Source organism: Streptomonospora sp. PA3, assembly GCF_009728995.1.
GTDB lineage: Bacteria > Actinomycetota > Actinomycetes > Streptosporangiales > Streptosporangiaceae > Streptomonospora.
This window is the reverse complement of record NZ_VTZW01000009.1, coordinates 418,473-431,817: the sequence shown is the minus strand read 5'-3', so window position 1 is coordinate 431,817 and position 13,345 is coordinate 418,473. Positions and strand designations below refer to the sequence as shown.

General features: G+C 71.5%; 12 protein-coding genes. 5 read left to right on the top strand and 7 right to left on the bottom strand.

Features of this window, described 5'->3' with window-relative positions; all coding sequences use genetic code 11:
- Nucleotides 1-372: 372 nt before the first annotated feature.
- Nucleotides 373-1,056, top strand: coding sequence for a hypothetical protein (locus tag FZ103_RS10270; protein WP_156000470.1), 684 nt, complete (start codon nt 373-375; stop codon nt 1,054-1,056).
- 86 nt (nt 1,057-1,142) lie between these two features.
- Here FZ103_RS10270 and FZ103_RS10265 read toward each other — a convergent pair whose 3' ends face one another.
- Together FZ103_RS10265 and FZ103_RS10260 are read right to left on the bottom strand one after the other, a co-directional pair.
- Nucleotides 1,143-1,427: a hypothetical protein gene (locus tag FZ103_RS10265; RefSeq protein WP_156000469.1), complete on the bottom strand. Its 285-nt coding sequence runs from the start codon at nt 1,425-1,427 to the stop codon at nt 1,143-1,145.
- Nucleotides 1,428-1,495: 68 nt separating this feature from the next.
- Nucleotides 1,496-1,936, bottom strand: a complete 441-nt coding sequence (locus FZ103_RS10260; protein ID WP_156000468.1) for an ATP-binding protein — start codon at nt 1,934-1,936, stop codon at nt 1,496-1,498.
- 440 nt (nt 1,937-2,376) lie between these two features.
- Between FZ103_RS10260 and FZ103_RS10255 the strand changes: the two genes are divergently transcribed.
- Nucleotides 2,377-2,832, top strand: a complete 456-nt coding sequence (locus tag FZ103_RS10255) for a hypothetical protein (RefSeq protein WP_156000467.1) — start codon at nt 2,377-2,379, stop codon at nt 2,830-2,832.
- A gap of 99 nt (nt 2,833-2,931) precedes the next feature.
- Here the strand turns inward: FZ103_RS10255 and FZ103_RS10250 are convergent, their stop codons facing one another.
- Nucleotides 2,932-3,183 (bottom strand): hypothetical protein, encoded by a 252-nt coding sequence (locus FZ103_RS10250; protein ID WP_156000466.1) that lies wholly within the window; start codon nt 3,181-3,183, stop codon nt 2,932-2,934.
- 733 nt (nt 3,184-3,916) lie between these two features.
- Here FZ103_RS10250 and FZ103_RS26185 point away from each other — a divergent pair.
- On the top strand, nt 3,917-4,168 hold the full coding sequence (locus FZ103_RS26185) for a CPBP family intramembrane glutamic endopeptidase (protein ID WP_156000465.1): 252 nt from the start codon (nt 3,917-3,919) through the stop codon (nt 4,166-4,168).
- On the opposite strand, the gene FZ103_RS10240 is transcribed toward FZ103_RS26185, so the two are convergent.
- Nucleotides 4,165-4,380: a hypothetical protein gene (locus FZ103_RS10240; RefSeq protein WP_156000464.1), complete on the bottom strand. Its 216-nt coding sequence runs from the start codon at nt 4,378-4,380 to the stop codon at nt 4,165-4,167. The two genes, FZ103_RS26185 and FZ103_RS10240, sit on opposite strands and share 4 nt — an antisense overlap.
- A 553-nt stretch (nt 4,381-4,933) precedes the next feature.
- On the opposite strand from FZ103_RS10240, the gene FZ103_RS10235 reads away from it, so the two are divergent.
- Complete coding sequence (locus FZ103_RS10235) at nt 4,934-5,392, top strand: DUF4383 domain-containing protein (RefSeq protein WP_156000463.1); 459 nt, start codon at nt 4,934-4,936, stop codon at nt 5,390-5,392.
- 631 nt (nt 5,393-6,023) lie between these two features.
- Here FZ103_RS10235 and FZ103_RS10230 read toward each other — a convergent pair.
- The 3 genes from FZ103_RS10230 to FZ103_RS10220 form a co-directional block, all read right to left on the bottom strand.
- Nucleotides 6,024-8,432, bottom strand: a complete 2,409-nt coding sequence (locus tag FZ103_RS10230) for a heavy metal translocating P-type ATPase (RefSeq protein WP_255429871.1) — start codon at nt 8,430-8,432, stop codon at nt 6,024-6,026.
- A gap of 233 nt (nt 8,433-8,665) precedes the next feature.
- Nucleotides 8,666-11,359 (bottom strand): bifunctional GNAT family N-acetyltransferase/acetate--CoA ligase family protein, encoded by a 2,694-nt coding sequence (locus tag FZ103_RS10225; RefSeq protein WP_156000461.1) that lies wholly within the window; start codon nt 11,357-11,359, stop codon nt 8,666-8,668.
- 82 nt (nt 11,360-11,441) lie between these two features.
- Nucleotides 11,442-11,855: an OsmC family protein gene (locus FZ103_RS10220; RefSeq protein ID WP_156000460.1), complete on the bottom strand. Its 414-nt coding sequence runs from the start codon at nt 11,853-11,855 to the stop codon at nt 11,442-11,444.
- A gap of 782 nt (nt 11,856-12,637) precedes the next feature.
- Here FZ103_RS10220 and FZ103_RS10215 point away from each other — a divergent pair.
- Nucleotides 12,638-13,309, top strand: coding sequence for a response regulator transcription factor (locus tag FZ103_RS10215; protein WP_156000459.1), 672 nt, complete (start codon nt 12,638-12,640; stop codon nt 13,307-13,309).
- The last annotated feature ends 36 nt before the right edge of the window (nt 13,310-13,345 follow it).

Below are 13,345 nucleotides of genomic sequence, written 5' to 3'. Positions count from 1 at the left end.
CGCACAAGTCGGTCGCTGTCTTCCGGACACCACCGCCAGCAACGTCCGAACCCGCCCGGACTCGCTTCCGCGCCGGTTTCGCCGCCGCGAGCCGCCCCTACCCGACACTCCCGGGGGCTTGCCGTCATGAGGCCCTCACCCGCTGATTTCGAGGATGCGGCGTAACCGTGTGGCGACGTTTTCGCCGCACTCCGCAAAATCCCGCCGTCGGCCGTCATGATTTCGCCGCCTGCACAGGGCGAGGAAGGAGGCGCTTGCCGCCACGCCCGGCGGATCCTAGCCGCGCAGAAGGCGATCCGCGACGAACCCGGAATCCTGGCCGACTCAGGCCACACAAACAATCCGGGAGGGCGTCGATTCTAGAGTTCCGGTGTGAACGAATTCCTCCTCCCGACACTGTCGGGGATTGTGGCCACCCTCGTGGCCACAGGGATCATCTACGGGTGCGGCGCCGCCATCAAGCACGTCAAAGAGCACCCCGACCGCTACACCGACCAGTTCGCCCGCCTGGCCGCGGCGCTGACGGTCGTGGTGTTCGTCCCGGCCCTGGTCGGGGGAGGATGGCTCCTGCACCAGATGCTCCTCGCCCTCATGGGCTGGGGAGCACAGGTGGCGGCGAGCTCCGCTCCCGGGTTCGCGGACATGCCCGAGGACACGCGTGCGGCCCTCTTCGGCTCCTCCTGGCCGTGGCACTACACCTGCGCCGCGTTCGTTCTGCTGGCGCCCGTGGCCGTGACCGACCTGATCGCCGATCGGATCAAGGAGTCCGAAGGGCTGGGATTCCTCCGCCACGCCTTCGCACGCATCCTTCTCGCCGGCCTGGCCCTGCTTGTGGTCGCCGCCCTCGCCGGCCTCGTCATCGGCGCACACGTCCTCATCGACGCCGCTTCGGCGTGGGCCTTCGCGACCGAACCCGCCTACTTCCCCGGGCTCGACCAGGCGTGGTCACTTCCCTGGGGACGGGCGTGGACCACCCTCGCCGCGGCCGCGGCCGCCGCCGGCATCGTGCAGTACTACGGCTTCCTCGCCTACCTCCACCTCGAACGCACTCCCTGACAGTGATCCCGCCGGGGGTGACAGATCGGCGACACAGCGCGGACACATCGCCTACACACCCCCGCTGACCTGGCCGGGGATCGGCCTCAGTCGGCGGGGACCACAGCATGCTCCGCCTGGTCGAGCAGCAGGGACACCGCGGCGTCGACCTCGGAGGCCAGGATGTGCACCCGCCGCCCCCACACATCGCGCCAGGACAGCGTCCCGCCGCGGCACCACACGGTCGCCTGCGGCGTGGAAACCACCGACACCCGCGGATCCGCGACCCCATAGACCCGCTCCAGCCCCCGCGCCCGCAACGCGCGCGCCAGGGCACGCGCGCTGACCGCCGCATCCGGCACCGCGCGTCCGCGCGGGATGCCCGCGGCCACCGCGTGTGCGGTAGTCCGGTCCCCGACCGCCCGGCGGCCCCGCCGGCGGGAACGGCTGCGCAGGCCCATCACCGCCGACCACCTCCCACGCCGAAGCGGGCCCACACCACCATCCAGGACCCGACCGCGTTCCACCCCCATGCATCGGCCACCGCCTCGACCAGCAGCAGGCCGCGGCCGCTCTCGGCCTCGCCATCGGGACACCGGGCCGCCATCTCGACCAGTTCCGGGCGGCGGCTCCACACCCGCACCTCCACGCAGGGCGGAGTCTCCACGAGCCCGAGCAGGGCCACCGGAGCCCCGGCCGCTCGGGGCCGGGGTGCGTGCTGAAGGGCATTGGCCAGCAGTTCACCGACCACGAGTTGCACGTCGTCGATGCGGCCGGTGCAGGAAAGCCTCCCAGCCGCCCACGTGCGCGCCCGGGTTACCTCGACGGGATCGACCGAGGCGATGGATTTCGGAAATTTTTTCTTTCGCTTCGGGAACGGCGGGGGCTGGCATGCATTCATGGCTACTGCTCCTCAGGTAGTTCCACAGAGGCACGGCAGCCACCATCCATGCCCACCTCCGACGATGGAGGCAATGTGTTCACCTGAGTTTTCTCCACACCGCTTGCGGCCGCCTGCGCGTTCCTGGCCGGCAGGCGGTGGTCCGTCACCTATCCCGCTTGAGGCAGGACCTGACTCAGCGTTTGAGGCCGACACGACACTCTCGCATGGTCCATCACTTACAGGCAATTGCACACGTGGGATTTTGGCCCACGCACGCGAATGCAGCGGACTTGACGAAAGTTGCTTCTCTATCCGCCGCAACCGGATTCGTCCGGTTTTGCCGGCGACCACAAACGAGCAGGAGAGAAGAGCCTCTTGCGATCACTGTTTTCCGCAGCGACAGTTGTCTCGACCCCGCACGGGGATCTGTTTTCGGCTTGCTTTTGGAAAGGATCTAGATGAACCGCCGCGTAACTACCGCCCTGGGAGCCGTCATCGGCGTTTGCGCGTTTGCGCTGAGCGCCGCCCCCGCCCAGGCCGACGCCGCACGCAGCACCCAACTGGTCATCCACAATGACACCGACTGCAACTTCCGCCCGGCGGAGCGAGGCGGCAGCACAGGCATCTTCATCACCCCGTTCGCCGAGTCGGCCCTGCCAGCCTCCCAGACCCGCTCGATCTACACCGAGTCCGACGGCATCTTCTCCGGTCTCGACAAGTGGCAGTCTTGGGCCTCGGAGAACTGCAGCAGCGCCGTCTACAACAGTCGCAGTCTGCGCCTGCACTGGGTCAACCCTTACGTCGGCTCCAACCACTGGGACTCCGCCGGCACCGACGCCGCCTTCCAGGTGGACTGGTCGGGTGGCGGCGGAGACAACTCTGTCCTGCACGCCCGCATCAGCGAAAGCACGTAAGCTCCGCAGCCCGTAGGGCCTGGGAATCGTCCAACAGCGGCCACAGCCCCACGGATCTCGCAGCCCCGGCCCGCTACTGCCCTCGTGGCGGGTCGGCGGTCACAGGATTCTGGATACGCCGAAGCAATTTACATCGCCCCCCGAAACTTCTCCGGCCGACCGCCCGCATACGACCGAATCGCAGGCGGCGCCGTCGCCGCCCCGCAGCGCTCGGCCCGCGCCCGCGCGATCGCCGTCGAAGCCACGTCCTCCCGATTCCAGGGTCGAAAACACCGCCACGAACATGGCGGGGAGCCGCGAGAAAAAGCGCGGCGATCGAAAAATCGCCCCATACAGGAACACGCTTCTCACGGATCCTCGGAATCTACCGGGCAAAAAGCACGACCGCCACGACAAGCACGGACCAAGTGGACGAGACTGCCGAGGTCAACGAACCCCCATACCCGGCGCCCCCTGGACCGAGCTCAGCGTACCCACCGGCGACCACCGGGAATCCGGGGCGCCCTGCGGTGTGCACTGTAAGGTGAATGGGACCCACGGTGGGGCGCAGTCGGATCCGTTGCAGCGGGACGGCGTCGCGCGGGTCTTCGAGCAGGGTCTGAGCGCCGCCCCCGCCCTGGCCGGATTCGTTCGGCAGCACCACGACGGGGCATCCTTTGCGTTCTTCGGCCACAGCCTCGGCGGGATTCCTGACACCATTCGCGATACCCGCGCCGTCCGCGTGTGACGCATCGGCGACCGCATCCTGCTCTCGACCTGCTCGCCCTGATCGACAAGGGCTACAGGGGCGGTTCGCCGGTGGTGGCCACGCCGTTCAATGGGCGCGATCTCGTAGCGCAGGGCAATCTTGTCGAACCGCGTAGCTGCCGACCCGGGCGCCCGCGGACACATCCGGACCCGGGTCCTGGCGGATAAGGCTTACTCTCCGCGGGACGACCAGGCCCATCTGCGGCGGCTGTCTGCATCAGCGAGTACGAACGCTCCGCCAATCACCGAGCCGCACGCCACACCCCAGAAAACCGCCTCTCGCTCCAGCGCACTTTGAAGGCGAGCCCCGGAGGCGTTTTGTCGCCGCCGCTGCGCGATGGGCGTGGCCGCGGTGGTCTCGATACTGCTGTTCAGCCTCCTGCACCTCACCTCTACCGAGCCGTATACGGTCGGCGTTGTCGTGTCCGGACTCGTCCATGTCGATCTCTTCGTGGTCACAGGGCACCTGACCGCTTCGGTACTCAACCACGGCCCATGGAGCGCAACCGCCGTGGCGACGGCGCTCGCCCTGTGCTGCGGCGGCAGTCCGGGGCACGACCGACTCGTGCCGATAGACGGGCGTTACTAGCCTGTCTCCTCCAATCGCAGTGCGACGCCCAATGCGAAGAACGTGGGTGCCCATTCACCGATGAACATCCCCCACCGGTCTGCACGATCGGTGCCGGCATTCTCTTTTGCCTTCGAGGCCGACCAGGCCAAGATGCTCAGGCCGATGGAGGCTGCCCCTGCGGTGTAGGCCATGTCTGAGGTGACACCAGCCCGGACCAACTTCTCGATCATAGTGTCCACCTTCTATCGCAGTTCATCGTTTCCACCAGCACGAGTTGCCCCAATACACGTCAATGCAACCCGAGAAAGAGCCCAAAGCGGCTTCAACAAGAGGACCGGCCGACCACTCACACTCGGACGGTCCGCACCTCTCAAACGCTCGCGCGCGTGCAGGGTTTTCGGGCACCGCTATCGCCGTCGGTGTGTCGTTATCGTGACGAGCCAACGTCGAGCCGCGTCTCCCTGAAGCTGGTACGTGCGTGCCGTTCACCGGTTCGCGGGCGACCAGACGCTCCCGACACGCCGCCGACCGCGGACACGCCTGCGGTGCAAAGATCCCGACACGGGCACTACCCGGCGATGCCGCAGCGGTGCGGCCCCCTAGCCACGATTGTGAACGACTGCGGCCAACTGCCGTCCTGTTCGGAAACGGGGGCGGTGACCGCGGTCGTGTTTGTCCATCCCGACGGATTCGACGCGCAAGCACGGTTACCGAACGCATCCGAGGAAAGTAGGTCTCCACCGGGCTCCGTCCGGACTAGTCGAGAAGTGCGAGGAGGTAACCATGGCCACCGCACATTCCAATCGGGCGTCCGCGGGATTCACCCGTCAGCCGGTCCGTCTGTTCTCCGCTGTCGTCGGGCTGGTGTTCCTCGCCGTCGGCGTGCTGGGGTTCATCCCCGGAGTCACCACCGACTACGGGCAATTGGGGTTGATGGGCCACGAGTCCGAGGCCTACCTGCTCGGCGTTTTCCAGGTGTCGGTCCTGCACAATGCCGTCCACCTACTCTTCGGGATAGCCGGACTCGCCATGGCGCGTTCCAGGGGCGCGGCCGTGGCTTTCCTCGTCGGCGGCGGCGTGGTGTACCTCGTGCTCTGGTTGTACGGACTCTTCGTAGGCAGCGAAAGCGCCGCCAACTTCGTGCCGCTCAACAGCGCCGACAACTGGCTGCACCTTGGACTCGGGATCGGAATGATCGCCCTCGGCGTCATCGGTCCCCGGCTGGCGAAGACAGGGGCGTAGTATGCGGCGCGGGTGTATGCGGGCATCGCCGTGATGGCACTGCCCAAGGGCTGCTGACGTCCGCACCCATGATGAACGCCCTCTTCCACACACCGCGCCCTGTTGGTTGGGCCTGGACGCTGATCCTCGGTGTGGGGGCGGCCGGATACACCGCCGCGGAGATCGACAGGGCTATCTGGCGCCGCTTCGCCTTCCGACGCATGTGGGGGCGCCCCCGGTCGGCGCGGTGGGCGAGGCTCCGGCCGAACGCCGCGGGCCCCGTGGCCGCCCACTCGTGGCCCGGTTTCGCCGGACCCGGGTTCTCGCCGCAGCCCGAGGGCGAAGGCCACGGGCACGAAGACGGTTCCGATGGGGATGTCCACTCCACCGGAGGCAGGACGTTCGCGCCGACCGCACAACAGTGTGCTGCGGTACCTCCCCGCAGGTGAAGGCGGCGAAGGCGGCGATGGTGGAGTCACCGATGGCCGCAAGCGTCTCGCGGGTGAAGAACGCCTGGTGGCCGGTGACGAGGACAGCCCATCGGCCCATCCGGCATCGGGTCAGGCTCATTCTCTGGCGGCGTCCGCCGGCTCTTCAGCGTCGAGCAGCGCGGGGCCCACATTTCCATGCTCGTGAACCGACCTCGCCCCGCTCATCCGCGCGCGCTCCATCGGCGGAGCCCGCGCCGACTGCGCTGCGGGTCGGGGTCCTCGGCCAGCGAGTAGTATCCCTCTTCCTCCTGCGTGAAATGGAGTTCCAGAAGTGCGTGCAGCTCCACCAGCTCCCGTTCCAGCTCCCGCCGGGCCGGCGCGTTCGCCGCCCCCGCCCGCAGCCGCGCGGTCAGGTCGCCGAGGCGGCGCAGCCGGGCCGCGATGTCGGCATGCGCTCGGCTCATGGTTCCGGTGGGGTCCCGGCCGCCGAGTACTCTGGCGACCTCGGGGTAGAGCAGCCGCTCGTCATCGCGCTCATGCTCGGCCAAATCTCGGGCGAAGGCGTCGATCTCGTCGAGGACGGTGACGGGCGGGACCTCCCCTTCGGCGACCGCACCGGCCAGGTGCGGCAGTCGGCGCACGCGCGGCCGCAACCGGCGGTGTTCCTCGTCGAGGCGGCGAGCGAGCTCGGCACTGTCGCCGGTCAGCCGCGGAACGAGTCCGCCATCGGCGGGCCCGCCCAGGGAGCGCAGCGCGTTGACGATCACGGCGACGTCGATGCCCTCCTGCAGCAGCGCCCCGGCTGCGGGCGGCAGCCAGCCGACGGCGGCGGCCAGCATGGCCGCCAGCGACATCCCCATGCCGACGAGGGCGCTCTGCCGGGCGATGCCGCGCGACCTGCGGGCGATCGTCAATGCTTCGGCCAAGCGCTCCAGGCGATCCACCGTGATCACGACATCCGCCGCCTGCGACGACGCCGCCGCGCCGCGCGCGCCCAACGCGACCCCGACGCCGGCGCCGGCCAGTGCGGGGGCGTCGTTGACGCCGTCGCCCACCATGACGGTGGCCGCCCGTTCGCTCTCGCTGCGCACGACCGCGACCTTGCCTTCGGGCGTCTGCTCGGCGTGGACCTCGTCGGCCCCGACGACCTCGCCGATCGGCCCGGCGACTTCGGCCCGGTCGCCGGTGAGCATCACGGCGCGGTCGATTCCGGACCGGCGCAACAGCCGGAGGGTCCGCGGGGCGTCGCGACGCAGCGGGTCGTCCAGCATCAGCGCCCCGACGACGCCCCCGTCGACGGCTACGAACACGCTCGTCACCCCGGCCGCGGCGGTCTCACCGCGGAAGTCGCGGATCCAGCTCGGCGGCGGGCGGCCGCCCGTCACCCACGAGAGCCTGCCCACCGCGACTTCACACCCGCCCACATGTCCGCGCAAGCCTTGGCCCGCGACCTCGGAAACGCCGACGGGCATCTCCAGGCGCAGTCCCGCCTCTTCGGCGGAGGCGACGACGGCCGATGCCAGCACGTGCGCCGAAGCCTGCTCAAGCGAGGCGGCGAGCCCGAGCACGTCCTGCTCGGTCGGCGAACCGCCGGGCCCGACCGCGACGCCGCTGAGCCGCGGTCGGCCGACCGTGACCGTTCCCGTCTTGTCGAAGAGCAGGACGCGGGCACGGGCGAGGCGCTCGAGCGCGCCCCCGCCTTTGACGATCACCCCGCGGCGCGCCGCCCGGGACAGCCCGCCGGTGAAGGCGATGGGAGCGGCGAGGATCAGCGGGCAGGGGGTGGCCACCACCAGCACCGCGACCGCCCGGGTCGGATCCGCCGACACCAGCCAGGCGGCTCCGGCCAGGATCAGTGTGGCGGGAAGCAAGAGAAGGGCGTAGCGGTCGGCCATGCGAACGAAGGGGGCGCTGTGCGCCTGGGCCTCACGCGCCATGCGGACGATACCGGCGTAGGTGCTCGCCTCGGCGTCGGCGTCGGCTCGGAGGGTGAAGGGGTCCCCGGCGTTGACGGTGCCGCTGGCGACGCTGTCTCCGGCGGATCGCTCAACCGGCAGCGGTTCGCCGGTTACGGCGGATTCGTCGATGAGGGCGACCGCCTCGCCGGCGTCCTTGCTCCCCCGCCCCTCCATGCCTTCCGGCCGTTCCGGTCCTTCCCGGAGCTCGGCCGCTGCCAGGACCCGGCCGTCGACCGCCACCGCCTCGCCCGCGCGGACCAGCAGCAAGTCGCCCGGGCGCACCGCCGCGACGTCGACGGTGGTGAGCCCTCCGTTCTCCCTCCTGTGGGCGGTCCTGGGCGCGCGGGTGAGCAGAGCGCCGAGGTCGCGCCGGGCCCGGCCGTCGGCGTGGCGCTCCAGCATCCGGCCGCCGGTGAGCATCACCGCGATGACCGCTCCCGCCAGGTACTCCTGCACGGCGACGGAGCCCAGGAGCGCCAGCGCGGCGATCACGTCGGTGGCCCCGCTCCGCGCCCGTATCCCCTGGATCAGCCACCACACCGCCGGCACCAGCGCGGTCGCGGTGGCGGCCAGCCACGCCGCGCGGGCGATGGACGGGGCGAAGGGCCACACGGCGGCGCCGACGGCGAGGCCCAGCAGGCACAGGCCGAACAGGACGAGGGTCGGCGCCAATGCCCGCCGACGGGTCCCTGGCTCAGCGGGCTCCGAGGTCTGCCCGGGGCCCGCGGCCCTCGCATCCGAGCGTGACGAGTCCGGCATCATCGGCACCCCTTCTGCTCGGAGGGCGCTCCCCACCCTCGGCCGCGCGGTCCCCGCCCCCGGTGATGCCCGCCTTCTTCCAGCGCACGGGTTTCCTTTTCAACCACTGACCTCGAACCCGCGTGACTACGCCTCACCGCTCCCCCTCACTCGGGCTGATGGCGCAGGCTGCGCAGGTGGGGATCCCATCTGGGCTGCGGGCGGATCCGGACGCGGGCGTCTACGGCGGCGGCGCCCTCGAAACGGGCAATGATCGGGTTGAGGTCGAGCTCGGCCACGTCGGGGTGGTCCTCGGCCAGGCGGGAGAGGCGCAGCAGCACGTCGGTGAGGGCGTCCGCGTCGACCGGGGGCGGCCCCTGGTGCTCGGGCGGGCCGAGCAGCATCGGTGTGATGCGCACGGCTTTGAGGAGTTCGTCGGCGTCGACGTCGGTGAGCGGGGCCAGCCGCGCGACGCGGTCGTCGAGCGTGTCGGTGGCGGTGCCTCCCGCGCCGAAGACGATCAGCGGGCCGAACACGGGGTCCTGGACCGTGCCGCACAGCACCTCGACGCCTGGTGCGGCCATCGGCTGCACGAGTGCGCCGCGCATGCGGGCGCCGAAGCGGTCGGCCAGGCGGGCGTAGGCCTCACCGGCCTGCCCGGCGGGCACATCCAGTTCCAGGGCGCCGACCGCCCCCTTGTGCACGACGTCGGCGACGTCGGCCTTCAATGCGACCCGCTGCCCCAGTTCGGCGGCGGCGTGGGCCGCCTGCGCCGCCGACTCCGCCCAGCGCCAGGCGGCCAGCGGGATGCCGTAGGCGGCGAGAAACTCCATCGCGGCCGCGGGCGGCAGCCATCCGCCCTCCTCCTCGCCGGTGAGGAAGGTACGGATGATCGCGGCGGCGCGGTCGGCGTCGACACCGGTCGCCTCGGGGACCCGGCCCTGGGGCCGGTCGAGCCACTGCCGGTGGCGCCAGGCGTGGGACAGGGCCCGCACCGCGTCCTCGGGGTAGGCGAACGCGGGCACCGCCGCCCCGTTGGAGCCGCGGCGCACCTCGATCGTCTCCGGCTGGTCGAGCAGGACGGCCGCCAGGGGCTTGCCGTATGTGCTGATCCGGTCGGCCCAGTCGACGCCGGTGGACAGCTCCCCGGCGGCGGTCGGCACCGCCAGCGCGAGTACGGCGTCGATGCCGGGGTCGGCCGCCAGGGCGGTGACGGCGTGCTCGAAGGCGTGCGGCGCCACGGCGGCGGTGGTATCGACCGGATTGGCGGTGGCCGCGCCCGAGGGCAGCAGGCGCGCCAACGCCTCGCGCGTGTACGGGCTCAGTTCCGGGACGGTCAGCCCGGCGTCGGCGCAGGCGTCGGCCGCGAGGACGCCGGCCCCGCCGGCGTTGGAGACGACGGCGACGTTGGGGCCGGCCGGGATGAGCCGGTGGGCCACCAGCGCGGCCACGCTGATGAGGTCGCCGAGGCTGTCGGTGGCGATGACGCCGGCCTGGCGGAACAGGGCCTCCTGCGTGACCGCCGGGGTGGCCGCGGCCGCGGTGTGGGAGGCGGCGGCGCGCCGGCCGGCGGCCGAGCGTCCGGCCATCACCGTCAGCAGCGGTGTGGTGCGGGCGACGCGGCGCGCGGTGCGGGAGAACTTGCGGGGGTTGCCGAAGGACTCCAGGTAGACGATGCCCAGGCGGGTGCGGGGGTCGGCCTCCCACCACAGGGCCATGTCGTTGCCGCTGACGTCGTACTTGTCCCCGACGGAGGCGAAGGTGGAGATCCCCACGCCGAGCCGGGAGAGGTGGTCGATCAGGGCGATCCCGACGCCGCCGGACTGCACGACGACGCCGGCCCGCCCCGGCGCGGGGTGGTGTGCCGCGAATGTGGCGTCGAGTGCGGTGCCGGGCTCGGTGTTGGCCACACCCAGGCAGTTGGGTCCGACCAGCCGCATTCCGTAGCGGTGGCAGGCGTCGATCAGGGCCCGGCTCGCCTCGGCCGTCAGCCCGGAGGTGACGACTACCAGCGCCTTGGCTCCGCGGCGTCCGCATTCGACCGCCTCGGTCGCGACGGCGGGAGCGGGCACGGCGAGCACGGCGAGGTCGGGCGCCTCGGGAAGGTCGGCCACCGAAGCCACCGACTTCACGCCGGCGACCGAGCCCCGGGCGTGCGGGTTGACCGCGTAGAGGCTGCCGGCGTAGCCGCCGGAGGTGATGTTGCGCAGGATCGCGTGGCCGATGGAGGAGGGTCTGCGGCCGGCGCCGACCACCGCCAGGGTTTCGGGGCGCAGCAGGGCGGTCAGGCTGGCCACGTCGGCGCTGCGCTCGCGCTCGGCGACCGCGTCGAGGTAGTGCTCTCCGGCGTCGAGGGGGATCTCCAGTTCGATCACCGACCCGCTGGTACGGCGGCGCACATCCAGGCCCGCGTCGGCGAAGACCTCCAGCATGGCGGTGTTGTAGGTGAGGACGTCGGCGCTGAACGCGCGGACACCGCCGGCCCGGGCCGCTGAGGCCAGGTGCTCCAGCAGGAGGGTGCCCACGCCCCGGTGGTGCATGTGGTCGGCCACCGTCACCGAGACCTCGCACACGTCGGCTTCGGTTGCGGGTTCGCAGGCCGCGACCCCGACGAGGTCGTCGGAGAGCCAGGCGCCGAGGGCGAGGCGGCCGCCTGCCGGATCGCGGCAGAGCTTGGCGGCGATCTGTTCGGCGACTCCGCGGGTGAACCCGAAGAAGCGCAGGTAGAGGTTCTCGGGCGACATGTGCTCGTGCATGCGCCGCACCGCGTCGGTGTCCTCGGCGCACAGGGGGCGGATCGAGATCTGGGTGCCGTCGGTGAGCAGCGCGTAGGCCGGTCGGGGTGCGAGCGGTCCGCTCATGGGTGTGGCCTTTCCTCGGTCTTCCGGGCTTCCGGGCCCGGCGGTGGCGGCCGCTTAGCCGCGGGGGCCGGGCGCCCCTGGGTCAGCGGGCCGGTGTCTCGGTGTCCACGTCGATCCGGACGTCGGGAGGACTCCGGAGGGAGTTGTGCACGGTGCAGTGGTCCACGACGGCCAGCAGTGCCTTGCGGCGCGCCTCGGTCAACTCCTCGGGGAGCGCGATCCGCATCCGGACGCTTTGGACGCGGGCGGGCGGATCGGGGCTCATCGCGAAGTCGGTTTCGACGGTGAGCCCGTCGTGTGCCAGGCGGTGGCGTGCGAGGTAGCGGTGGGCGTAGTGGGCGACGCATCCCGCCAACGCGGCGACGAAGACTTCGACCGGGGTGGGCCCGGTGTCCCCTCCGCCTTCGGCGTGCGGCTGGTCCATCGTGAAGCGTTGGTCGCCGACGGCGACCGCGAACGCGTCGCCGCCGCGGTGCGTCACTGCGATCCGGTTCATTGCGGCCTCCTCGTGAGTGCGGGAAGTCCGACGGGGTGGCGCCGGTCGCTCGGGTGGCTGCCCCGGCGCCGTCCGCGGTTTCCGTCTCCCTTCCACAGTGGCGAGTGCGAGGGTGGTGTGGCGGCGCGCTTCGTCCCGGTCGCCGGGGACCAAGGCCCCCTCTTGCGCGGTCCGTCCGGACGTGCCGCAAAAGGGCCGCAGGCGGTGCCAGAGGGCAGGGCGGGAAGCACCCGCCGGCGGAGGGCGGACCCCCGTCTCCGTGACGGCGGGCCTCGCGGCTGGACCGGCCGCGTGCCGTGCTCCGCCCTCCGCTGCCGGGGCGGTCGGCGGGATGCGCGTTTCCGTCCGACCGGCCCGGACACCGGCGGGTGCCTGATCACAAACGTAGTCGCGGCCCCATCGGGCGGGCAGGGCGCTTTCTCCCGGTTCGACGGGACCTTCGGTACGGCGGCGCTTCGAGGGCGCGATCGGGCCGGGTGGCGGGTGCGTGACCGACCGGGGGGCGGTAGGTCCCGCGGGGTGGGGACCTCCGTCCCCGCTTTCGCGGGCCCCTGCCACCGGCGCATAGGGCGGTTCCCCTGTCTTGCCCGGTGGGAGGCGGCGGCCGCGCGCCGCCGCGGTCGCCCACTCCCCCGCCGCGGCAGGTGCCCGCACCCGCCACACCGGGTAGGGGCGGGTGGAGGAAGGCGGGACATGCGACACTGGCGCCGCCACCGGCGCGGCCGATCCGCGACCGCGCGGTGCCTGGGCGGCACTGCCGCAGCCGAGCGAAGGGACCTGCCATGGCCGAGAACGACTCCATCCGGGTGTTCCTGGTCGACGACCACGACGTCGTACGGCGCGGGGTCGGCGCGCTGCTGGGCGACGAGGCCGACATCGAGGTCGTCGGCGAGGCCGCGAGCGCCGCCGAGGCGACCGCGCGCATCCCCGCGGTCCAGCCGGACGTGGCGCTGCTGGACGTGCGCCTGCCCGACGGCAGCGGCGTCGAGGTCTGCCGCGAGGTGCGCTCCCGCCTGCCCGACCTGGCCTGCCTGATGCTCACCTCCTACGCCGACGACGACGCGCTCTATGACTCGGTGATGGCCGGGGCCTCGGGCTATGTCCTCAAGCAGATCCACGGCTCGGACCTGGTCGGCGCGATCCGCACCGTCGCCGCGGGAGAGTCCCTGCTCGATCCGCGCAGCACGGCCCGGATGATGCGCCGTATCCGCGAGGACGCCGAGCGCAAGGACCCCCTGGCCGCGCTGTCGGACCAGGAGCGGCGCATCTTCGAACTGATCGGTGAGGGGTTGACCAACCGCCAGATCGGCGAGCGCATCTTTCTGGCCGAAAAGACCGTGAAGAACTATGTCTCCAGCGTGCTCTCGAAGCTGGAGATGCAGCGTCGCACGCAGGCGGCCGCCTACGCCGCCCAGTTGAAGTCCCAGGAGCCGCGCCGCCGCGGCTCCGAATGACCAGCCGCACCCCGGTCATCCCGAAGGTCCACCTTC

Coding starts and splice junctions, on each gene's coding strand:
- FZ103_RS10215 (WP_156000459.1), top strand. CDS start 12,638: ATGGCCGAGAACGACTCCATCCGGGTGTTCCTGGTCGACGACCACGAC.
- FZ103_RS10220 (WP_156000460.1), bottom strand. CDS start 11,855: ATGAACCGGATCGCAGTGACGCACCGCGGCGGCGACGCGTTCGCGGTC.
- FZ103_RS10225 (WP_156000461.1), bottom strand. CDS start 11,359: ATGAGCGGACCGCTCGCACCCCGACCGGCCTACGCGCTGCTCACCGAC.
- FZ103_RS10240 (WP_156000464.1), bottom strand. CDS start 4,380: ATGATCGAGAAGTTGGTCCGGGCTGGTGTCACCTCAGACATGGCCTAC.
- FZ103_RS10260 (WP_156000468.1), bottom strand. CDS start 1,936: ATGAATGCATGCCAGCCCCCGCCGTTCCCGAAGCGAAAGAAAAAATTT.
- FZ103_RS26185 (WP_156000465.1), top strand. CDS start 3,917: ATGGGCGTGGCCGCGGTGGTCTCGATACTGCTGTTCAGCCTCCTGCAC.
- FZ103_RS10235 (WP_156000463.1), top strand. CDS start 4,934: ATGGCCACCGCACATTCCAATCGGGCGTCCGCGGGATTCACCCGTCAG.
- FZ103_RS10255 (WP_156000467.1), top strand. CDS start 2,377: ATGAACCGCCGCGTAACTACCGCCCTGGGAGCCGTCATCGGCGTTTGC.